This is a genomic window from Streptomyces sp. NPDC023527 (assembly GCF_055560115.1).
Genome location: NZ_JBVHJJ010000010.1, coordinates 324,156 through 344,044, shown reverse-complemented (window position 1 = coordinate 344,044; position 19,889 = coordinate 324,156). Strand labels below are relative to the sequence as shown.

Sequence of the window (19,889 nt, the reverse complement as noted above, 5' to 3'; positions counted from 1 at the left end):
GGCGGGGCCGGCGTGGGGCCAGGGGGCGGGGTGCCCCACGGGGGCGCCCGCCCGGGCGGGGCGTTCGGGGGCCCGCCCGGGGGCCCGTTCCCCCTCGTCGAGGGGGAACGGACCGCCGGGCGGCGTGCCGACGGGGCGTCCACCTGAGCGGGTGGCTCCCTGCCATGGACCAGGCCACTCAGGACGCCAAGGACCTCCTGGCCGCCGGTCCGTGCGCGACCGCTCCCCACAAGGGCTGGAAGTTCACGAGCCGTGGCCGGGCCTGCAATCCCGAGTCGCGGCTGATCAACGTGCGAAACGTGCGCACCGGTCAGCTCGTCGGGCAGCTCTCCTACCTGTCGGTCGGCATGGTCGCCGCCAAGAACGACTCCCTGGCCTGGGACCAGACGGTCTCGATGAGGAAGACCGGCGGCTGGGGCCGCATCGGCGGCACCAGCGTCTACGGCGTGGGCCGCTGTGCGTCGGCCGACAAGTGCACGACGCTGTTCACGAACTTCCCCATGGAGCGCATGGGTGAGGGGCGTACGAACGAGGGTCACGACGGCTGACGCCTGCCCCGGGCGATGCGGAGGTTCACCGCCGCACGGCGGCAGCGCGCCCCTTCGTCCGCTCGGCCTTCGCCTCGGCCGGCCGCGCGTCTCGCTCGCCCTGTGCCCACAGCGAGCGCACATGGCCGAGGTGGCGGGCCATGCACTTCTCGGAACCCTTGGCGTCGCCGGCCAGCATCAGGTCGAGGAGTTCCAGGTGTTCCTCGGCCGAGTGGATCAGCTCGCCGCGCTCGTCCAGGGCCGTCAGCCCGTACAGGCGCGAGCGCTTGCGCAGGTCGCTGACGGTCTCCACGAGGCGTTCGTTGCCGGTGAGGGAGAGCAGGGAGAGGTGGAATCGGCGGTCGGCCTCCAGATAGCCGATGAGGTCGTGGTCGCGTGCGGCGCGCACGATCTCCTCGGCGACCGGGCGGAGGGCCTCGAGGTCCTCGCGGGCCGCGGTGCGCGTGATCCGGCCCGTCATCGGCACCTCGATCAGCATGCGGATCTCGGTGAACTGGTCCAGATCGCGCTCGTTGACCTCGGTCACCCGGAAACCCTTGTTGCGGACCGGCTCGACCAGGCCCTCTCGGGCCAGGTCGAGCATGGCCTCGCGCACGGGGGTCGCGGAGATGCCGAAGTCCTCCGCGAGCCCCGGCGCCGAATAGACCTCGCCGGGCCGGAGTTCGCCGGAGATCAGCGCGGCCCGCAGGGCGTGGGCGACCTGGTCGCGCAGCCGCTCCGTGGCGGTGATGAGGTTGCGCTGTGTGAGGTGCCCCATGGTGTCCCTTTCGCGCCCCGATGGACTGGACCACCAGCGTACAATGTCACATTGCGTTTAGGGGGTCAGGGTATAAGTACGGCTCGACGTATAGAACTGCATTGCCGCGTGGCCCTGTTCGCGTGGGCCGTGACCGGATGCCTTGGCGCCGCCGAACGGCAGGTGGAAGTCGACGCCGGTGGACGGGGCGTTGACGCGGATCATGCCGGTGTCGAGCCGGTCGAGGCCCCGCAGCACCACCTCCAGGTCGGCGGTATGGATGGAGGTGACCAGGCCGTACGGGACGGAGTTGCTGATCCGTACGGCGTCGGCCAGGTCGTCCGCCGGCAGCAGGGCCGCGATCGGGCCGAAGACCTCCTCCCTCAGCAGCCGGTGGCCATGCGGCACCTTCTCGACCAGCGTCGGGGTGGCGTACCAGCCGGGCCCCTCGGGGGCGCTGCCGGCGGCGAGGACCGAGACGTCGCCCCGGACCGCGCCGACCCGGTCGCGCGCCCACGCGGAGATGAGCGGCCCGCACACCGTGGCCGGATCGGCCGGATCGCCGACGGGGAGCGTGCGCACCGCCTCGGCCAGGGCCTCGCGCAAGGGTTCCAGGGCCGCGCCGACGGCGATCACCCGGCTGGTGGCGGTGCACTTCTGCCCCGCGTATCCGGCGATGGCCGAGGCGATGTGGGCGGCCGCCCGTTCGATGTCGGCGTCGGGCAGGACGATCGCCGCGTTGAGCCCGCCCATCTCGGCCTGGACCGGGATGCCCCGGGCAGTGGCCGCACGGACCACCTCGGTGCCGACGACCGTCGATCCGGTGAAGGAGACGACGTCGGCGGCGGAGAGGAGGGCGCCGCCCTCGGCGGGGCCACCGGGCAGGTCCGTGAACACCCGGCTCGGCAGCGCCTCCTGAACGATCTCGGAGAGGCGCCGGGCACAGGCCGTGGCCTCGGGGGCGGGCTTGAGGACGACCGTGTTGCCGGCCGCCAGGGCGGGCGCGGCCTTCCAGCTCGGGATGGCGAAGGGGAAGTTCCACGGGGTGATCAGGCCCGCGACGCCGTGCGGACGACGACGGGTCAGCAGCAGCCCGGGGCCGGCGGCCGTCTCGTGGACGGCGCCGGTGGGTTCGTAGGGGGCCTGGGCGTAGTACCGCCAGATCGCGGCGGTGCGCGCGACCTCGGCCCGCGCCTCGGCGACCGGCTTGCCCACCTCCCGTACGGCGAGTGCGGCCAGTTCGTCGGCGGCGGCCTCGACCGCCCCGGCGACCGCCGAGAGGGCCGAGGAGCGGGCGGCCGCCCCGCCGAGCAGCCAGCCCGGCTGGGCGGCGCGGGCCCGTTCGACGGCGTCGGCGGCGGCGCGGGCGCCGGGCGCGGTGAACTCGGCCAGGACGTCGGAGGGGTCGGCCGGGTTGCGGGATACGAAGGAGGGGGCGGTGGTCACAGGAGGAAGCCTCCGGGGAAGGGGTCGTCCGGGTCGAGGAAGTACTGGGCGGTGCCGGTGATCCAGGCGCGCCCGGTGATGGTCGGCACGACCGCCGGCACCCCACCGACCACGGTCTCGCCCACCAGGCGGCCGGTGAACTCCGTGCCGATGAAGGATTCGTTGACGAAGTCGCGGTCGAGCGGAAGGGCGCCGCGGGCGTGCAGCTGCGCCATCCGGGCGGAGGTTCCGGTGCCGCAGGGGGAACGGTCGAACCATCCGGGGTGGATGGCCATGGCGTGCCGCGAGCGGTGCGCGTCCGAGCCGGGCGCGGCCAGGTAGACGTGCTTGAGGCCGTTGATCCCGGGTTGTTCGGGGTGGACGGGCCGGTCCGGTGAGGCGTTGACGGCGTTCATGACGGCGAGTCCGGCGGCGAGGAGGTCGTCCTTGCGGGCCCGGTCGAAGGGCAGGCCCAGCGCGTCCAGTTCGACGAAGGCGTAGAAGTTGCCGCCGAAGGCGATGTCGTACGTCACCGTCCCGTATCCGGGCACGTCCACCTTCCGGTCCAGACCGACGCAGAAGGCGGGCACGTTGGTGAGGGTGGCGGACCTCGCCGCGCCGTCCTCGACCCGCACGTCGACGCTGACCAGACCGGCGGGGGTGTCCAGCCGCACGGTGGTGACGGGCTCGGCGACCGGCACCATCCCGGTCTCGACGAGCACGGTGGCGACGCCGATGGTGCCGTGCCCGCACATCGGCAGCAGCCCGGACACCTCGATGTAGAGGACCCCGTAGTCGGCGTCGGGGCGGGTGGCGGGCTGGAGGATGGCGCCGCTCATCGCGGCGTGGCCGCGGGGCTCGTACATCAGGAGCGTGCGGAGGTGGTCCAGGTGCTCGATGAAGTGGGTCCGGCGCTCGGCCATGGTGGCGCCGGGTATGACCCCGACGCCGCCGGTGATGACGCGGGTGGGCATGCCCTCGGTGTGCGAGTCGACGGCATGGAAGACATGACGGGTGCGCACGGGCGTCCTTTCGGCAGGTGGCCCTCTCGGGCGGTCAGCGGTGGCCGTCGGCGACGGCCTTCTCGGTGGCGGCGCGCACCTGGGCCCCGACCTCCCCGGTGAGCGGGAAGCGCGGCGGGCGGGTGGGGCCGCCGTGGCGGCCGACGATGTCCATCGAGAGCTTGATCGACTGCACGAACTCGGTCTTGGAGTCCCAGCGCAGCAGCGGGTGCAGCGACTTGTAGAGCGGCAGGGCCGTCTCCAGGTCTCCGGCGACGGCGGCGTGGTAGAGCTCGGCGCAGGTGGCGGGGAAGGCGTTGGGGTAGCCGGCGATCCAGCCGACGGCGCCGGCCGTGGCGAGCTCCAGCAGGACGTCGTCCGCGCCGATGAGCAGGTCGAGGTCCGGGGCGAGTTCGGCGATCTCGTAGGCGCGCCGGACGTCGCCGCTGAACTCCTTGACCGCCACGATGCTGCCGTCGCCGTGCAGCCGGGCCAGGAGGGCCGGGGTCAGGTCGACCTTGGTGTCGATGGGGTTGTTGTACGCCACGACCGGCACCCCTGCCGCGGCGACGTCGGCGTAGTGGGCGCGTACGGCGTGTTCGTCGGCGCGGTAGGCGTTCGGCGGCAGCAGCAGGACGGAGCCGCAGCCGGCCTCGGCGGCCTGGTCGGCCCAGCGGCGGGCCTCGGCGCCGCCGTACGCGGAGACGCCGGGCATCACCCGCGCGCCGTCGCCCGCCGCCTCGACGGCGGTGCGGACCACGCGGGCGCGCTCCTCGTCGGTGAGGGTCTGGTACTCACCGAGGGAGCCGTTGGGGACGACGCCGTCGCATCCGTCCGCGAGGAGTCCGCGGACGTGCTCGGCGTAGGCGTCGTAGTCGATGGAGAGGTCCTCGCGCAGCGGGAGCGCGGTGGCGACCATGATGCCGCGCCAGGGGTGTTCGGTGTTCCAGGAGGTGGCGGTCATGCCGTAACCCTTCTATGCAGTGTGACATTTTATTGAAGACCAGCGATACCCACAAGCGGTGCCGCGGCGGTCAGTTGACACTCTCTTCGGTGGCTTCGAGCCCTCCGGCGCCTTCCGGCCCCTCGGTGGACTCCGCCTCGTCGAGCGTGCCCAGCGCCCCGAGGGGGACGGGCACGGCGAGCGGCCTGCGCTCGGCGGACGGCGGTACGGTCCCCTCCACCGCGCCCGGGGCGGCGAGGCAGGCCACGGCCGTCCCGCACATCCGGCCCTGGCACCAGCCCATGCCCGCCCGGGTGAGGAGCTTGACGGTGCGCGCGTCACGGGCGCCGAAGTCGGTGACCGCTTCGCGGATCCGGCCCGCCGTGACCTCTTCGCAGCGGCAGACGTCCGTGTCGTCGGCGAGCCAGTCCCTCCAGCCGGCGCCGGGGGCGTGTGCCACGGCCATGGCGGCGGCGAAGGCGCGCATCCGGTCGCGGCGGCGGCGCAGTTCCCGCACCCGTCCGCCACCGAGGAGCGCCGGCGTGGAGCGCAGCCGGGCGGCCGCGGCGATGCCCGCCAGCTCGCCCTCGACGCGGGCGAGCTGCCAGCCGCCGGTGCCGCCGGTCTCCCCCGCGGCCCACAGGCCCGGGACCGAGCTCTCCTGGAGGTCGTCCAGGGCGAGGGCGTACGTTCCGTCCGGTGTCCGCCGGGTCGCGCAGCCCAGCCCGGTGGCCAGCTCGATCTGCGGGATCAGTCCGTGCCCCACGGCCAGGGCGTCGCAGGCGATGCGGCGGCCCGTGCCCGGAACCGGTCGCCAGTGGCGGTCGATCCGGGAGACCGTGACGGCCTCCACGCGGTCGGTGCCGTGCGCCTCGGTGACCGCGCTGCGGGCTCGCAGCGCGACCCGGTGGCGCAGCAACGCCGAGCCGTGAACGGCGGCTTCGAGGAGTTTGCGCGGGTTGGTGGCGAGGGCGCGCGGATGCCGGGCGTATCCGAGATAGCCGGACGCCTCGACCACCGCGGGGACGTGCGCCCCGGCGGCGGCGAGCGAGGAGGCGACGGCGAGCAGCAGCGGTCCGCTGCCCGCGACGACGATCCGTTTGCCGGGCAGGACGAGCCCCGACTTGAGCATCGCCTGGGCGCCCCCGGCCCCCACGACACCGGGCAGGGTCCAGCCGGGGAAGGGCAGTTGCCGTTCGTAGGCGCCGGTCGCGAGGAGGATCGCGCGGGCCCGTACGCGGACCGGGCGGTCACCGTCGCCGTCGGTCCCGGTGAGGGCGTGGGCGCTCCACAGGCCGCCGTCCTCCCGGGTCACGGTCCAGACGTGGTGGCCCGTGAGGTGGTCGATGCCGCCGGCCTCCAGGCGTCGGCGCAGCTCCGCGAAGGCGGGCCAGTCGTGGTGCAGGGCCTGCGGCCGCCGGGCGCGCAGGGCCGGGGCGGGGTGCCGGAAGTACTGGCCGCCGGGCTGCCCGGAGGCGTCCAGGAGCGCGACGGACAGGCCGCGTCCGGCGGCGGCGACGGCACCCGCGAGGCCGGCGGCGCCCGCGCCGATCACCGCGAGGTCGTACGGTTCAGATGCCGAGCTCGGCATGGCCGTGTCCTTCCTGGGTGGTGATCGCGTCGCCGGGCCGGGCGGCCACCAGGCAGGCTCTGCGGTTGGGCTGCCCGTTGACGGTGGCGAGGCAGTCGTAGCACTGGCCGATGCCGCAGAACGCCCCGCGCGGGCGGCCGCCGTCGCGTGTGGTGCGCCAGGCGAGGATGCCGGCTCCCCACAGCGCGGCGGCAATGGTCTGGCCGGGCAGGGCGGTGACCGTACGGCCGTCGAAGGTGATCTCGAACGGCGGGCCGGGTTCCGCCCCGACCAGGTCGGCGGGGGTACGGGCCACTGCGGGCCTCCTCTCGGGGCAGGGGAACGGACGGAGGTCAGGCGGCGGCGAAGCGGCCGGGGCTGAACGGCCGTATGTCCAGCGGTGGTTCGCCGCCGGTCAGCAGCCGGGCGACGATCAGCCCCGTGGCCGGGGCGAGTCCGATGCCCGCGCCTTCGTGGCCGCAGGCGTGCAGCAGTCCGGGCACGTGGGGGTCGGAGCCGATCGCGGGCAGGTGGTCGGGCAGGTACGGACGGAACCCCGCGTACGTGCGGATCACCCGCACCCCGGCCAGCACCGGGAACAGCGCGGTGGCCCCGGCGGCGAGGCGGCGGAGCACCTCCACGGACAGGGTGCGGTCGAAGCCGACCCGTTCGCGGCTGGCGCCGATGAGGACCGGACCCGAGGGGGTGCCCTCGACCACGGCCGAGGTCTGCAGGGCCGCCGAGCCGCTGGCCACGTCGGCGACGTAGTCGGCCGCGTACACCTTGTGCCGCACCAGGCGGGGCAGCGGTTCGGTGACGAGCACGAAGCCCCTGCGCGGCAGGACGGGCAGGGACGCGCCCGCGAGCCGGGTCAGTTCACCGCCCCAGGTGCCGGCCGCGTTCACCACGTACGGCGCGTGCACCGTGCCGTTCGGCGTCCGTACGCCCCGCACCTCGCCGCCCGCTCGGGTGAGGACGGCGGTGACCTCCTCGCCGGTGCGCACCCGGGCGCCCGAGGCGCGCAGCAGGTGGGCGGCGGCGAGGGCGGGCTGGACCTGGGCGTCCTGCGGGTAGTGGAAGCCGCCTACGAGGGCGGGGGAAAGGTGCGGTTCGAGGTCGCGCAGCAGGGGAGCCGTGACCTCGTCGGCCCTGACGCCCGCCCGGGCCTGCGCCGCGGCGAAGTCGCGCAGCGCGTTCACCCCCGGGCCGTCGGAGGCGACGACGAGGCCGCCCTTCGCCTCGTACTCGATCCCCGCGGGGAGTCGCTCGGCCAGCTCCGACCACAAGCGCGTGGAGAGCAGGGCCAGATCGAGCTCGGGGCCGGGCTCCTTGTCGGAGACCAGCAGATTGCCCTCACCGGCCCCCGTGGTCCCGCCCGCGACGGGACCGCGGTCGAGCACGGTGACGGAGAGGCCGGAGCGGGCGGCATAGTAGGCGCATGCGGCGCCGACCACGCCCGCTCCGACGACGATGACGTCCGAGGAGTTTCTCGTGGGCACGACAGTAATATTTCACATTGCACCACTGCTGCCAAGAGTCCTCCCGGACAACTCTTCTCACTCTTCCATCAGTTCGCCCATCCACGCCTCGATCGCGTCCGGGGTACGCGGCAGCGCCCCCGACATCAGCCGCGCCCCGTCGGCGGTGATGACGAGGTCGTCCTCGATCCGCACCCCGATCCCCCGCAGCGCGGCCGGCAGCGTCTCGTCGTCGGGCTGGAGATAGAGCCCGGGTTCGACGGTGAGCACCTGCCCCTCCTCCAGAACGCCGTCGAGGTAGGCGTCCGCCCGCGCCTGAGCGCAGTCGTGGACGTCGAGGCCGAGCATGTGCCCGCTGCTGCAGAGGGTGTAGCGCCGGTGGAGGTCGCCTTCGGCGCTCGGCAGCACGCCCCACTCCGCGAGGCCCTCCGCGATCACCCGCATGCCGGCGCGGTGGAAGTCGCGGAAGCTCGCGCCCGGCTTGAGCGCGGCGATGCCCGCCTGCTGGGCGGCGAGGACGAGTTCGTAGACCTGCCGCTGTACGGGCGAGAAGCGCCCGGAGAGCGGCAGGGTGCGGGTGATGTCGGAGGTGTAGAGGGTGTCGGTCTCCACGCCGGCGTCCAGGAGAAGCAGTTCACGGGGGTCCAGCCGCCCGTCGTTGCGTATCCAGTGCAGGACGCAGGCGTGTGCGCCCGAGGCGGCGATGGTCTCGTAACCGGGGCCGTTGCCCTCCGCGCGGGCGCGCAGGCCGAAGACGCCCTCGATCCACCGCTCGCCGCGCGGGTGTGCCAGCGCGCGCGGCAGCGCCCGTACGACGTCCTCGAAGCCGGCGGCGGTGTGGTCCACGGCCAGTTGCAGCTGTGCGACCTCCCAGGCGTCCTTGACCAGGCGCAGTTCGCTCAGGGCGGTGGCGAGCTCGGGGTCGCGGGACGGTTCGCGGCCGGGCGGGAGCTGACCGTAGGCGTCCACGTGCGCGCAGCGGATGCCGGTCATGCGCTCGGCCTCGGCGAGGTCGGGGCGCCGGCCGACCCAGAACTCGCCGTAGCGCCGGTCGCGGTAGAACTCCGCGCCGTCGCGCGGGGAGCGCGGCCGCACGTACAGCACGGCCTCGTGCCGGTGCGGGCCGTCCGGCTCCAGGACCAGCACATGGCCCGCCTGCTCCTCGCCGGTGAGGCCGGTCAGCCAGGCGTAGGCGCTGTGCGGGCGGAAGCGGTGGTCGCAGTCGTTGGACCGGACCTTCAACTCCCCGGCGGGCACGACCAGCCGCTCGCCCGGAAAGAGCGCGGAGAGCCTTCCCCGGCGTGCGGCGGCGATGTCGGCGACCGGTAGCCGGATGTCGTCGGGCAGCGGGGACGCCGCCCAGCCGCCGGCCATGAAGGTCGCGAACTCCGGCGAAACAGGCAGGTCATGACTTACCGTTCGGGGCGCGGTGACCGTCGGTTCGTTCATGGGGCTCCTCCTCGGACACAGGTGGGTAACGGAGCGACTGATGCCTTGTCAGTGCAATTTCACATTACTATGTTACGGGTCACATTTCAGCTGTCCGCTGTTCGACTGTTCACGGAGTGACCACTGATGAACAAGCGCACCTGTACCGCCCTGGCCGCCCTGCTGGCGGCCCCCCTCGCACTCGGCACGGCCGGGTGTTCCGGCGGGAAGCAGGCAGGAGGCGGTGGCAAGAATCCCGCCGTCGCCGGCGAGGGCTCCGTGATCGGCGGCACTCCGCAGAAGGGCGGCACGCTCACGGTGCTGTCCAACCAGGACTTCACGCACCTCGACCCGGCCCGCAACTGGGTCATGAACGACATGGACTTCGGCACCCGGCTGCTCTACCGCACCCTGGTGACGTACAAGGCGGCCCCCGGAACGGGCGGCAACCAGTTGGTGCCCGACCTCGCCACCGACCTCGGCACCCCCTCCGACGGCGCCCGGACCTGGACGTTCCACCTCAAGGAGGGGGTGAAGTACGAGGACGGCTCACCCGTCACCGCGCAGGACGTCAAATACAACGTGGAGCGGTCCTTCTCCCCCGACCTCCCCGGCGGCGCCGACTACGCGGCCCGCTACCTCGCCGGCGCCGAGGGCTACCAGGGCCCCGCCCAGGGCAAGCACCTGGACTCCGTCAAGACCCCGGACGACCGCACCATCGTCTTCGAACTGCGCAAGCCCTTCGCGGAGTTCCCCAACGCCACGGTGATGCCGACCTTCGCCCCCGTGCCGCAGGCGCAGGACAAGGGCCCGCGGTACGACAACCGGCCCTTCTCCTCAGGGCCCTACAAGATCGACTCCTACGACCGGGGGAAGAAGCTCGTCCTCGTACGCAACGACAAGTGGGACCCGAAGACGGACGAGATCCGCAAGGCGTACCCCGACAAGCTGGTCGTCGTCATGGGGCTCAAGGCCAATCAGATCGACGACCGGCTGATATCGAGCCAGGGCGCCGACGCCTCCGCCGTCTCCTGGGGCGCCCTGCGGCCGGAGAGCGCGGCGAAGGTGCTGCCCGACGCCGGGGTGCGGAAACGACTCCTCGCCGAGTCCACCAACTGCACCGACATGGTCCAGATGCACACCGGCCGCGCCCCCTTCGACGATGTGCGGGTGCGCCGGGCCGTGCAGTACGCCCTCGACCGGGACGCCGTCCTGACCTCCTCCGGCGGCCCCGCCTTCAACGACCTGTCGACCGCCTACATGCCGGCCGCGCTCTTCGGCGGCAAGCAGCCCGACACCCTGAAGATCCCCGCCACGGGTGACACGGAGAAGGCGAAACAACTGCTGAAGGAGGCCGGAAAGCCGGACGGTCTCACCACCAAGATCACTGTCTCGTCGGGCGACAAGGGCCGGGCCGAGGCGATCCAGCAGTCCCTGGGCAGGGCCGGCATCAAGGTCACCATCGAGACGGTCGACCCCTCCGCCTTCTACGCCACCATCGGCGACACCAAGAACCGCACCGACATGGTGTACACCGGCTGGTGCCCCGACTACCCCTCCGGCTCCACCTTCCTGCCCTTCGTCTTCGACGCCCGCTTCATCAAGGAGAAGGGCAACTCCGGCAACCACTCGCTCTTCCGCGACGACGCGACCATGAAGCGGATGGACGAGATCGCGGCCATGACGGACGCCAAGGAGGCCGGTCCGGCCTGGCAGCGGCTGGACGGCGAGATCCTCGCCAAGGCCCCGACCGTGCCGGTGCTGATCCGGCGGTGGCCGCTGGTCCTCGGCACCAACATCGCCGGCGCGTACGGGCACACGTCCTTCGGCGGCCAGATCGACTACGCCACGGTCGGCCTCAAGGACCCCGCGAAGAGCCAGGGCTGAGGGCCGGCCCGCCATGACCACCACCACCGCAGCAGAGCTACCCGTGAGCAGCGGCCCCTGGCGGCTCGCCCGCGCCGAACTGCGCCGCCGCACCGCCGTGCGGGTCTCCCTCCTCGTCGTCGCGCTCTTCCTGCTCATGGCCGCGGGCGCCCCGCTGCTGAGCTCGCTCGCCGGCTGGACGCCCGAGGAGTTCGACAAGAGCGCCGTCGACCCCTACCTCGGCGGCCAGCCCCTCGGCCCGCTCGGCGGCATCTCCGCCGACCACTGGCTCGGCGTGGAACCCGTCACCGGCCGCGACCTCTTCGCCCGGGTCGTCCACGGCGCCCAGGTGTCGCTCCTGATCGCCCTGACCGCCACCGCGATCGTCGTCGTCGCCGGAACGGCGGCCGGCATCGCCGCGGGCTACTTCGGCGGCCGCACCGACACCGTCCTCTCCCGCCTGATGGACCTCACCATGTCCTTCCCCTCCCTCATCTTCATGATCGCGATGATGTCGGTGGCCAAGGACGTCAACCGGATCCTGCTGATGACCGCCGTCATCGGGCTGTTCGGCTGGCCCGGCATCGCCCGCGTCGTCCGTGGCCAGACCCTCTCGCTCAAGCACCGCGAGTACGTCGACGCCGCCCGCGTCGGCGGCTCGGGCCCCTGGCGCATCCTCACCCGCGACATCCTCCCCGGCGTGTCCGGGCCCGTCATCGCGTACACCACTCTGATCATCCCCGGCATGATCGCCACCGAGGCGGCCCTGAGCTACCTGGGCGTCGGCGTCCGGCCGCCCACCCCGTCCTGGGGGCAGATGATCGCCGAGAGCGTCGCCTTCTACGACACGGACCCCATGTACTTCGTCATCCCGAGCACCTGCCTGTTCCTGACGGTGCTCGCCTTCACCCTGCTCGGCGACGCGCTGCGCGACGTCCTCGACCCGAGGAGCGGCCGTACATGATCCTCTACATCGGCCGCCGGCTCCTCGCCGTCATCGGGGTGCTCATCGCCATCGCCGCCGTCACCTTCACCATCTTCTACGTGCTGCCCTCCGACCCCGCGGCCGCCGCCTGCGGCAAGTCGTGCAGCGCGGAACGGCTGACCGCGATCCGCGCCCACATGGGCCTCGACCAGCCGCTGTGGCGGCAGTTCGCGGACTTCGTCACCGGCATCTTCACCGGCCGCACCATGGGCAGCGGCCAGTACGCCCTGCACTGCGCGTTCCCCTGCCTCGGCTACTCGTACGAGAACTCCGAGGCCGTCTGGGACCTGCTCATGGACCGCCTGCCGGTCTCGGCGTCCCTCGCGCTGGGCGCGGCCGTGCTCTGGCTGCTGCTCGGGCTGACGGCCGGGGTCGTCGCGGCGCTGCGCAAGGACACCCTCACCGACCGCGTCCTGATGGTCGGCGCCGTCGCCGCGGCCTCCCTGCCGGTCTACTTCACCTCGATGATGCTGATCTACGGCGTCATCCGCGGGGCCGGACTGCTGCCCTACCCGCAATACGTCGCCTTCGGCCACGACCCGCTGCACTGGGCGTCGAACCTGCTCCTGCCCTGGCTGGCGCTGGCGGTGCTGTACGCCGCGATGTACGCGCGCCAGAGCCGCAGTTCGATGATCGAGACCATGGCGGAGCCGTACATCCGCACCGCCCGCGCCAAGGGCCTGCCGCGCCGCACCGTCGTCGTCAAGCACGGGCTGCGGGCCGGCATGACCCCGATCCTCACCCTCTTCGGCATGGACCTGGGCGGGCTGCTCGCGGGCGCGGTCATCACCGAGTCCATCTTCGGGCTCCCCGGGATCGGGCGGCTGTTCTACGGCGCGCTGTCCACCGGCGACCAGCCGGTCATCCTCGGCGTCACGCTGCTGGCCGCCGCCTTCATCGTCGTCGCCAACCTGGCCGTCGACCTGCTCTACGCCGTCGTCGACCCGCGAGTGAGGTACTGATGGCCGCCGAACAGCCTCCCCTGCTCCGCGTCGAGGGCCTCGGTGTCACCTTTCCCACGAAGCACGGCCCCGTACGGGCCGTGGACTCCCTGGATCTGACGGTGCGCCGCGGCCGGACCCTCGGCATCGTCGGCGAGTCCGGCTCCGGCAAGTCCGTCACCTCCCTGGCGATCATGGGCCTGCACACCGGCGCCGAGGTCACCGGCTCCATCACCCTCGACGGCCGGGAGCTGGTGGGCCTGGCCGAACGCGAGCTGGCCCGGCTGCGCGGCCGCCGGATGGCGATGATCTTCCAGGACCCGTTGTCCAGCCTCCACCCCTACTACACCGTCGGCGAGCAGATCGCCGAACACCACCGCGTCCACTTCGGCTCCCGCCGCGCGGCGGCCCGCCGGCGGGCCGTCGAGATGCTCGGCGAGGTCGGCATCCCCGAGCCCGCGCGCCGGGCGGGCGACTATCCGCACCAGTTCTCCGGCGGCATGCGCCAGCGCGTGATGATCGCCATGGCGCTGGCCTGCGAACCCGAGCTGCTCATCGCCGACGAGCCGACCACCGCGCTCGACGTCACCGTCCAGGCGCAGATCCTGGAGCTGATCGCGCGCCTGCAGGCGGACCGCGGACTCGCCGTCGTCATGATCACGCACGACCTGGGCGTCGTCGCCCGCGTCGCCCAGGACGTGCTGGTGATGTACGGCGGCCGGGTGGCCGAACAAGCTCCGGTGGACACCCTGTTCGCGGCCCCGGCCCACCCGTACACCCGGGGCCTGCTCGACTCCCTGCCCCGCCTCGACGACAGCGACGACCAGCCTCTGCGGGCCATTCCGGGCAGCCCGCCCTCGCTGCTGACCCCGGCCGCGGGCTGCGCCTTCGCGCCGCGCTGCCCGCGCGCGGCGGCCGCCACGCCGGCCGAGCGCGAGCGCTGCGCGGACAGCAGACCCGGCCTCCACCCCTCCCAAGGGCATCTGGTCGCCTGCCACCTGCCCCTGCACACCGCTGCCCACGCCCCGGGAGGCACCCGATGACCAAGACCGCCGCGCCCCTGCTGTCCGTCCGGGACCTGACCATGACCTTCCCGGGCAAGCGGGGCCGTTCGGCTCCCGTGCGGGCCGTCGACGGCGTCTCCTTCGAGGTGGCGGCGGGCGAGACCCTGGGGCTGGTCGGTGAGTCCGGGTGCGGCAAGTCCACCACCGGCCGCATGATCGTACGGCTCCTGGAGCCGACCGCCGGATCGGTCACCTACGACGGCCGCGACATCAGCCGCCTTGGGCAGCGCGCGCTCAAACCGCTGCGCCGACAGCTCCAGATGGTCTTCCAGGACCCGCACTCCTCCCTCAACCCGCGCCAGACCGTGGCGCGCGTCATCGCCGATCCGCTGCTGGTGCAGGGCAGTTCGGCGGCGGACGCGCGCAAGCGGGCGGCGGAGCTGATGGAACTGGTGGGCCTCATCCCCGAGCACCTCGACCGCTACCCGCACGAGTTCTCCGGCGGGCAGGCCCAGCGCATCGGCATCGCCCGTGCCCTCGCCACCGGCCCCCGCCTGATCGTCGCCGACGAGCCGGTCTCGGCCCTGGACGTCTCCGTGCAGGCCCAGATCGTCAACCTGATGGAACGGCTGCAACGGGAACTCGGCCTCGCCTACCTCTTCATCGCCCATGACCTGTCGGTGGTGAAGCGGGTGTGCGACCGGGTGGCCGTGATGTACCTGGGGCGCATCGTCGAAGTCGGCGACAAGGAGCGGGTCTACGCGGCCCCGGCCCATCCGTACACCCGAGCCCTGCTCTCCGCCGTCCCGCTGCCGGACCCGGCCGCCGAGCGGGCGCGGGAGCGGATCACCCTGCTCGGCGACCCACCGAGCCCGGCGGCGCCCCCGCCGGGCTGCACATTCCACCCGCGGTGCGCCAAGGCACGGGAGATCTGCCGCGGCGAGGCGCCGCTGCTGCGGATCGCGGTACCGGGCGAGGCGCGCGAGGTGGCCTGTCACTTCCCCGAGACGGCCTGAGCGCGGGTGTGCCGGTGCCCTGGGTCCAATGGGGGGATCCAGGGCACCACCGCGTTCCGTGGGGTCACCGCTTGGTGACGCGGACGGTCTCGCCGTGGCCGTCGGCGGCCAGTACGTCGACGCTGACACCGGCGGCGGGATCGGTGAACGACTGCCCCGGCCGGTAGGGGGCGTCGTCCAGCGGCCGGCAGCCGCTCGCGGGAACGGTGTCGGGGTTGGCGTCCATCACCCGGATCGGGCCCTTGCCGGTGGGCACGGAGGAGTCCACCTTGTAGACCAGGGCACCGGTCGAGCAGGCCCGCGCGTCCGCGCGCGCCGCCCGCCGCGACTCGACGACGTAGGCGGTCGTCGGGCCGGTGCGTATCACGGCCATCTTCGTGCCGCCGCCGTACTCGACGGCGGTCAGGCGGACGGTGTCACCGCCCCTGGAGGCCCGGCAGACGACCTGGCTGTCGTCCGTCCAGCCGAGCTTCCACGACTGCCAGGCGAAGTACTGCGAGCCCGCTCCGTCGATCAGTCCCATCACGTCCCAGCCGCCGGTGAAGCGGTGGCCGTCGCTTCCCGTGTCGAAGGCGTACAGGTCGGGGAGTCCGAAGGTGTGGGCGGACTCGTGGCCCACCAGCCGGTGGTCCCAGCGCCACATGTCCTGGCCGAAGGTGACCGCCCACTTGACGCGGCGGCCGTCGGCGACCACCCCCGCCGTGCCCGGTTCGTAGATGTAGGTGGGGGTGAAGGAGATGGCCGGCGCGTTGCGGGTGGCGACGACGTAGACCATGTCGTACGGGGAGAAGTCGACGTACGGGTCGGCCGCGGCCACGGCGTCCTTGAGGTATGCCTCGTGCGCCTCGTGGCTGAGTCCGCGGGCGAAGCCGTAGTCCGTGGAGCGGTGCGGCATGCGCGCCCAGCGCCGGTGCTCGGTGAGGGACAGCCGCGCCCTGCCGTAGGAGGCGTTCCGCACCCAGTCGGCGCCAGGGGTGATCCGGGCGCTGTCGGCGGCCGGGGACTCGGTTGCGGGGGCGTCGGGGAAGTCCACGAAGATCATGGCGACCCTGATGGTCCCGGTGGGGCGCTGGAAGACGGAGTGGTCGGTGTCGTGGCCCTCGTCGGTCCAGCCGGTGGTGCCGGGCAGGGCACACGCCGACGTGCTGTCCCGTGCCGCCGTACCGGTCTCCGCCCGGGCGGGAGGCGTGCACAGGATCAGTACGGCGGTGAGCACCGTCGACAGCAGGGCCGGCGCCACCGGCCCGGAGGAAAGGATTCGTCTCATGGTCGCGGGAACCCCCGTCGCTTGCGCTGTGATCTTTCGCATAAGGGTGCGCCGTTCCGCGGCCTGTCCGTAAGCTCACGCCGGTCCATAACATCCGCGCCATGGACCTCGAGTTACGGCATCTGCGGGCAGTGTGCGCGATCGAGGACGCCGGCAGCCTGACCCGTGCCGCGGCGGCGCTGCGCATGTCCCAGCCGGCCCTCAGCGCCCAACTGCGGCGCATCGAGGCCATGCTCGGCGGGGCGCTCTTCGACCGCCGCCAGGTCGGCGTGGTGGCCACGGGCCTCGGCGAACTGGTGCTCGCGCGGGCCCGCGCCATCCTGCCGGGTGTCGACGGCCTGCTGGCCGACACCGCCCGCGCGACCCGCCGCCAGGACGCGCCGGAGCGGGTCCGCGTCGGCTCGGTGGGCGCTCCGCTGCTCGGCCATCTGCTCCTGGCCATCCGCGAGACGCTGCCCGGGGCCGAGTTGACCGCGCGGTGCCGGAACTCCCCGGTGCCGCTCCTCGACGACCTCGCCGCCGGGCGCCTGGAGGCCGCGGTCCTCGGCGACAACCCCGGCCGGGAGCTGTCGTCCGGCGGCGGCGTCGAGCTGCGCCCCCTGGTGACCGAACCGGTCTTCGCCCTGCTGCCGTCCGCCCATCCACTGGCCGCGCGGGAGGAAGTGAGCCTGAACCGGCTCATCGAGGAGGACTGGGCCGTCCCCCGCCCCGACAACGACCGCACCCGGGAGTACTGGTCGGCCGTCTTCGCGCTGACGGGCGGCCAGCCGCGCACGCCGTACGAGGCGGAGGGGCGGCAGCTGGTCGAGCTCGTACGGGCGGGGCTGGCCGTGAGCCTGTGCCAGGCCACCTTCACCGAGGTCCCGGGCACCACCGTCCGCCCCCTGTCCGGCAACCCCCTGTGGTACCGCCATGTCCTGGCCTGGCACCGCGAGGGGCCGCTCGCCACGTGCGGCGACGAGATCGTCCGCAGGGTCGGGGAGGGCTATCTGTCCACCTGCGCGACCAGTGGGGCGTATGCGCGGTGGCGCGAACGGCACCCGGACTCGGCACGGTTGACCGACTGACGGAAGCACCCGAAAGTCCCCGGAAGAAGACCGTCCGCTTGAATGTTCGATGAATTCAGGGCTACTGAGGGGTTGTCAGTAACATTTCACATTACTACGTTACGCATCACATGGCGCCGCATCGGTCCCCCACGTACCGCCCCTCCCAGGGCGGTTGACGCTCCGTCGCGCCGCCGTCGGCACGCGAGCCATCGCGCCTCCGCGTGCGACTCACTCCACCTCCCACACAGGAGTCACCGTGTTCCACTCCAGAACCTTGCGCGGGTCCCTGCTCACCGCGGCGATAGCGGCGACACTCTGCGCCACCGCCGTCCAGCCCGGTTACGCGGACTCCCCCGCGCCCTCCCCAGCGCCCTCCGCCGCGGTGCCGAGCGCGGCCGCGCGTGCGGACACCCCCACGCCCAACCCCTTCGACGAGATCACCCGGCTCGCCAACGCCCCGCGGCCGGCGATCCAGCCCCCCTCCGCACCGGGTGGCCTGACCGACGGACGCGTGCCCGGCGCGCGTACGGACAAGCCGAAGGCCGACAAGGGCAAGGCGAAGGCCCTGCCTCCCCGCGCCACCCTCGGCGGCACCACCGTGCCCTGCACGCTCGACGGCATCACACGGCTCTCCCCCGAGCAGTTCGCCGACTTCCTCGCCGACCCGGCCGTCACCGCCGACGGCTGTCTGCGCACCATCCTGTGGACCTGGGACCAGCGGCTGGTCCCGGTCATGTCGAAGGCGCACGTCCAGGCCGTCTCCCGCCGGATCGAGCGCCTCGCCGCCGCGCACGACGGGAAGAACGGCAGCCACCTGCTGGAGATGTTCACCTACCTCCACGCCGTCGGCTACCACGACTTCTCGCGCGACGAGATCGACCTCACCGACGCGCCGACCGTGGAGGCCATACGCCGCGCGGTGTACTACTTCGGCACGGCCGCCCGCACCTTCGACGTCACCCGTACCAACGCGGAGTCCCTGCGCGAGGCCCTCTACGCGGCCAGCTCCCCCGGGCTGCGCCAGCACCAGCTCCCGCTGATCAAGCGCGTCCTGGCCACCATGGACGCCTCGCACCCGGACACCGCCAAGGACACCTCCTGGGCCGGTGCCGCGCTCGCCGCGCTCTCCCTCAACTACCTCGGCGTCTACAGCGGCAACCACGACACCGCCTTCCACGCCGCCGTCGCCGCCGACTCCTCCTACCGCGCCACCTTCAAGGCCTTCGCCGGCTACACCCACCTCAAGGGCACGGCCAACGCCTGGGTGGTGCGCGACGCCGTCGGCGAGTACGGCCGGATGGGCCAGATCGACGCGCTCCGGAGCGAGATCACCGCCGCCCTCGGCGGCCTGCTGTCCACCACCGCCGGCAACTTCGGCGAGGGCAGCGAGCCCTGGGCCAAGGTCGTCACCTGGCTGAACGAGTTCGACGCCTGTAAGCAGTACGGGGTGTGCAAGGCGGACATCGAGCGCCGCATCTTCCCGTACACCTACTCGTACGACAACGGCGCCATCAAGGTCCGCACCGCCCTGCCGCGCGCCACCGTCGACCGCCTCTACTACGCGAGCAAGCAGGTCAAGGCGCAGTTCCACCGGGTCCTGGGCACCGAGCAGCCGCTGGCGGGCGACACCAACACCACGCTGAACATCGTGCTGTACGCCTCGCGCTCCGACTACGAGATCTACCACCCGCTGCTGACGGGCATGGGCACCAACAACGGCGGCATCTACATCGAGAACGGCGCCACGTTCTACACGTACGAGCGGCGCGTCCCGCAGGACTCCACGCTCACGCTGGAGGAGCTGTTCCGCCACGAGTACACGCACTACCTCAACGGCCGCTGGGCGGTGCCCGGTCTCTTCGGCGAGGGTTCCTGGTACCAGGGCGACCGCACCACCGCGATGGACGAGGGCACGGCGGAGTTCTTCGACGGAGCCACCCGCGACGACGGCATCAGGGTCCGCAAGTCGCTGGTGCAGAGCGTCATCAACGACACGGCCGGCGGCAAGCCCCGGATGACCGTCGACCAGCTGCTGCACGCGGAGTACGACAGGGACGGCTTCCGCTTCTACTCCTACGCCGGAACGTTCTTCGAGTTCCTGTGGACCGAGCGCCCCTCGCTGCTGAAGGAGATGTACGGCTACACCCGGGCCGACGACCCGGCCGGCTTCGACGCCTGGCGCAACCGCCTCGGCCGGGATTCGAACCTGCAGCGCGCGTACGACACGTTCCTGGACCAGCAGATCGCCAAGGTCAAGGACCTGTACGTGCCGAACACCACGTTCACACCCATCGGGCGGCTGGACGCCGGCCACCCCGCCACGATCCGCGCGTCCATCAGCGCCATGACCGGCAACACGCCCGACTGCCGCACCAACGGCGACCGGGAGCGCCCCCGCTTCACGTGCACGGGCCGCGTCACCGCCAACCTGAGCAGCCCGGGCAACACCGACCTGGTCTTCAAGGACATGTCCGAGACGGTCGACTACTTCATTCTCGACCGGACGAAGAAGGGCACCAACAACCTCGCCGACATGAACTGCTCCTTCGGCAAGGTCGACCTCTGGCCCGACCGCCCCGCGGGCTCGGCGGACTACACCTGCGAAGGCCCCCTCCGCGGCTGAGGGGTCGGT

Annotated in this window: 17 protein-coding genes; 8 read left to right on the top strand and 9 right to left on the bottom strand. The window is 72.5% G+C overall.

Annotated features, from left to right (window positions below):
• Positions 1–164 precede the first annotated feature (164 nt).
• On the top strand, positions 165–548 hold the full coding sequence (locus tag ACZ303_RS21775) for a hypothetical protein (protein WP_467341396.1): 384 nt from the start codon (positions 165–167) through the stop codon (positions 546–548).
• Positions 549–573: 25 nt separating this feature from the next.
• Here ACZ303_RS21775 and ACZ303_RS21770 read toward each other — a convergent pair whose 3' ends face one another.
• The 8 genes from ACZ303_RS21770 to ACZ303_RS21735 form a co-directional block, all read right to left on the bottom strand.
• Complete coding sequence (locus tag ACZ303_RS21770) at positions 574–1,305, bottom strand: GntR family transcriptional regulator (protein ID WP_467341394.1); 732 nt, start codon at positions 1,303–1,305, stop codon at positions 574–576.
• Positions 1,306–1,362: 57 nt separating this feature from the next.
• A complete protein-coding gene (locus ACZ303_RS21765; protein ID WP_467341392.1) occupies positions 1,363–2,730 on the bottom strand; it encodes an aldehyde dehydrogenase family protein in 1,368 nt (455 codons plus the stop codon).
• Entirely contained in the window at positions 2,727–3,731 is a 1,005-nt protein-coding gene (locus ACZ303_RS21760; protein ID WP_467341390.1) for a proline racemase family protein, read from the bottom strand. Before ACZ303_RS21760 ends, ACZ303_RS21765 begins: the two co-directional genes overlap by 4 nt.
• Positions 3,732–3,765: 34 nt before the next feature.
• Complete coding sequence (locus ACZ303_RS21755) at positions 3,766–4,674, bottom strand: dihydrodipicolinate synthase family protein (RefSeq protein ID WP_467341387.1); 909 nt, start codon at positions 4,672–4,674, stop codon at positions 3,766–3,768.
• Between the two features lie 70 nt (positions 4,675–4,744).
• The gene (locus ACZ303_RS21750) at positions 4,745–6,244 is read right to left on the bottom strand and encodes an FAD-dependent oxidoreductase (RefSeq protein WP_467341385.1); all 1,500 of its coding nucleotides are present in this window, start codon (positions 6,242–6,244) and stop codon (positions 4,745–4,747) included.
• Positions 6,225–6,539, bottom strand: coding sequence for a (2Fe-2S)-binding protein (locus ACZ303_RS21745; RefSeq protein ID WP_467341383.1), 315 nt, complete (start codon positions 6,537–6,539; stop codon positions 6,225–6,227). Before ACZ303_RS21745 ends, ACZ303_RS21750 begins: the two co-directional genes overlap by 20 nt.
• Before the next feature lie 37 nt (positions 6,540–6,576).
• Positions 6,577–7,722: an NAD(P)/FAD-dependent oxidoreductase gene (locus tag ACZ303_RS21740; protein ID WP_467341381.1), complete on the bottom strand. Its 1,146-nt coding sequence runs from the start codon at positions 7,720–7,722 to the stop codon at positions 6,577–6,579.
• 57 nt (positions 7,723–7,779) lie between these two features.
• The gene (locus ACZ303_RS21735; protein ID WP_467341379.1) at positions 7,780–9,150 is read right to left on the bottom strand and encodes an aminopeptidase P family protein; all 1,371 of its coding nucleotides are present in this window, start codon (positions 9,148–9,150) and stop codon (positions 7,780–7,782) included.
• Between the two features lie 126 nt (positions 9,151–9,276).
• Between ACZ303_RS21735 and ACZ303_RS21730 the strand changes: the two genes are divergently transcribed.
• From ACZ303_RS21730 to ACZ303_RS21710, 5 genes are read left to right on the top strand one after another with little or no spacing between them, the layout of a single operon-like run.
• Entirely contained in the window at positions 9,277–11,016 is a 1,740-nt protein-coding gene (locus tag ACZ303_RS21730; protein ID WP_467341377.1) for an ABC transporter substrate-binding protein, read from the top strand.
• Positions 11,017–11,029: 13 nt separating this feature from the next.
• Entirely contained in the window at positions 11,030–11,959 is a 930-nt protein-coding gene (locus ACZ303_RS21725; protein WP_467341375.1) for an ABC transporter permease, read from the top strand.
• Positions 11,956–12,942: an ABC transporter permease gene (locus tag ACZ303_RS21720; RefSeq protein ID WP_467341373.1), complete on the top strand. Its 987-nt coding sequence runs from the start codon at positions 11,956–11,958 to the stop codon at positions 12,940–12,942. The genes ACZ303_RS21725 and ACZ303_RS21720 overlap by 4 nt, the downstream gene beginning before the upstream one ends.
• Positions 12,942–13,964: an ABC transporter ATP-binding protein gene (locus ACZ303_RS21715; protein WP_467341371.1), complete on the top strand. Its 1,023-nt coding sequence runs from the start codon at positions 12,942–12,944 to the stop codon at positions 13,962–13,964. Before ACZ303_RS21720 ends, ACZ303_RS21715 begins: the two co-directional genes overlap by 1 nt.
• Positions 13,961–14,941, top strand: a complete 981-nt coding sequence (locus ACZ303_RS21710) for an ABC transporter ATP-binding protein (RefSeq protein ID WP_467341369.1) — start codon at positions 13,961–13,963, stop codon at positions 14,939–14,941. Before ACZ303_RS21715 ends, ACZ303_RS21710 begins: the two co-directional genes overlap by 4 nt.
• A gap of 64 nt (positions 14,942–15,005) precedes the next feature.
• Here the strand turns inward: ACZ303_RS21710 and ACZ303_RS21705 are convergent, their stop codons facing one another.
• Entirely contained in the window at positions 15,006–16,208 is a 1,203-nt protein-coding gene (locus tag ACZ303_RS21705) for a M6 family metalloprotease domain-containing protein (protein ID WP_467341367.1), read from the bottom strand.
• A 101-nt stretch (positions 16,209–16,309) separates the two neighbouring features.
• Between ACZ303_RS21705 and ACZ303_RS21700 the strand changes: the two genes are divergently transcribed.
• Positions 16,310–17,275, top strand: a complete 966-nt coding sequence (locus ACZ303_RS21700; protein ID WP_467341365.1) for a LysR family transcriptional regulator — start codon at positions 16,310–16,312, stop codon at positions 17,273–17,275.
• 238 nt (positions 17,276–17,513) lie between these two features.
• Complete coding sequence (locus ACZ303_RS21695; RefSeq protein ID WP_467341363.1) at positions 17,514–19,880, top strand: collagenase; 2,367 nt, start codon at positions 17,514–17,516, stop codon at positions 19,878–19,880.
• The last annotated feature ends 9 nt before the right edge of the window (positions 19,881–19,889 follow it).

Coding starts and splice junctions, on each gene's coding strand:
- ACZ303_RS21700 (WP_467341365.1), top strand. CDS start 16,310: ATGGACCTCGAGTTACGGCATCTGCGGGCAGTGTGCGCGATCGAGGAC.
- ACZ303_RS21755 (WP_467341387.1), bottom strand. CDS start 4,674: ATGACCGCCACCTCCTGGAACACCGAACACCCCTGGCGCGGCATCATG.
- ACZ303_RS21750 (WP_467341385.1), bottom strand. CDS start 6,244: ATGCCGAGCTCGGCATCTGAACCGTACGACCTCGCGGTGATCGGCGCG.
- ACZ303_RS21730 (WP_467341377.1), top strand. CDS start 9,277: ATGAACAAGCGCACCTGTACCGCCCTGGCCGCCCTGCTGGCGGCCCCC.
- ACZ303_RS21770 (WP_467341394.1), bottom strand. CDS start 1,305: ATGGGGCACCTCACACAGCGCAACCTCATCACCGCCACGGAGCGGCTG.
- ACZ303_RS21735 (WP_467341379.1), bottom strand. CDS start 9,150: ATGAACGAACCGACGGTCACCGCGCCCCGAACGGTAAGTCATGACCTG.
- ACZ303_RS21715 (WP_467341371.1), top strand. CDS start 12,942: ATGGCCGCCGAACAGCCTCCCCTGCTCCGCGTCGAGGGCCTCGGTGTC.
- ACZ303_RS21710 (WP_467341369.1), top strand. CDS start 13,961: ATGACCAAGACCGCCGCGCCCCTGCTGTCCGTCCGGGACCTGACCATG.
- ACZ303_RS21705 (WP_467341367.1), bottom strand. CDS start 16,208: ATGAGACGAATCCTTTCCTCCGGGCCGGTGGCGCCGGCCCTGCTGTCG.
- ACZ303_RS21725 (WP_467341375.1), top strand. CDS start 11,030: ATGACCACCACCACCGCAGCAGAGCTACCCGTGAGCAGCGGCCCCTGG.
- ACZ303_RS21775 (WP_467341396.1), top strand. CDS start 165: ATGGACCAGGCCACTCAGGACGCCAAGGACCTCCTGGCCGCCGGTCCG.
- ACZ303_RS21720 (WP_467341373.1), top strand. CDS start 11,956: ATGATCCTCTACATCGGCCGCCGGCTCCTCGCCGTCATCGGGGTGCTC.